Source organism: Corynebacterium tuscaniense (assembly GCF_008693065.1).
Taxonomy (GTDB): domain Bacteria; phylum Actinomycetota; class Actinomycetes; order Mycobacteriales; family Mycobacteriaceae; genus Corynebacterium; species Corynebacterium tuscaniense.
Genome location: NZ_VXKH01000218.1, coordinates 1 through 514, shown reverse-complemented (window position 1 = coordinate 514; position 514 = coordinate 1). Strand labels below are relative to the sequence as shown.

The following is a 514-nucleotide window of genomic DNA, read 5'->3' as shown; positions in this document are numbered from 1 at the left end:
GGAACAGTTAGAGCTCATCCAGGCCCCCTACTACAAGGCCACCACACCCACGGGGGAGTGGACACCACACGCCGACCGGGCAATAGCCACCCTAGCCAACACCGGGCGCCCCTTCACCAACGACGATGTGCGAGCCCTCATACCCGACCACATCACACCCCACCACCCCAACGCCTGGGGAAGCCTATTTAGCGTGTGGGCCGGCCGCGGGCTAATCAAAATGGTTGGGGTTAGAAACAGCCGCCAAAAGTCCCGCCACAGTGGCCTACAACGAGTATGGCAAGGAACCACCCCAAAGAACCACCAGGAGGCAGCATGAAGCACATACTGTTCGCCCTCGGCTTCAGCCTAGGCATCAACACCCTACTAGCCGCGCAGTGGTGGAACCGGCGCCATGAACCCACCATCGAAACGCTAGAAGTACTGGGTGCTGAATGGGATAGCGCCCCCACCTACACACCCGAGGAAGAAAACGACGAGGAGGACGAGCCCCTCGACCCCGACGAACTCCTAG

1 protein-coding gene is annotated in these 514 nt (G+C 60.7%); it reads left to right on the top strand.

The window, feature by feature from the left end; translation table 11 throughout:
* Positions 1 to 315: 315 nt before the first annotated feature.
* Positions 316 to 514, top strand: a 199-nt coding sequence (locus tag F4V54_RS11355; protein ID WP_150387200.1) for a hypothetical protein, incomplete at its 3' end; no start/stop codon positions are given.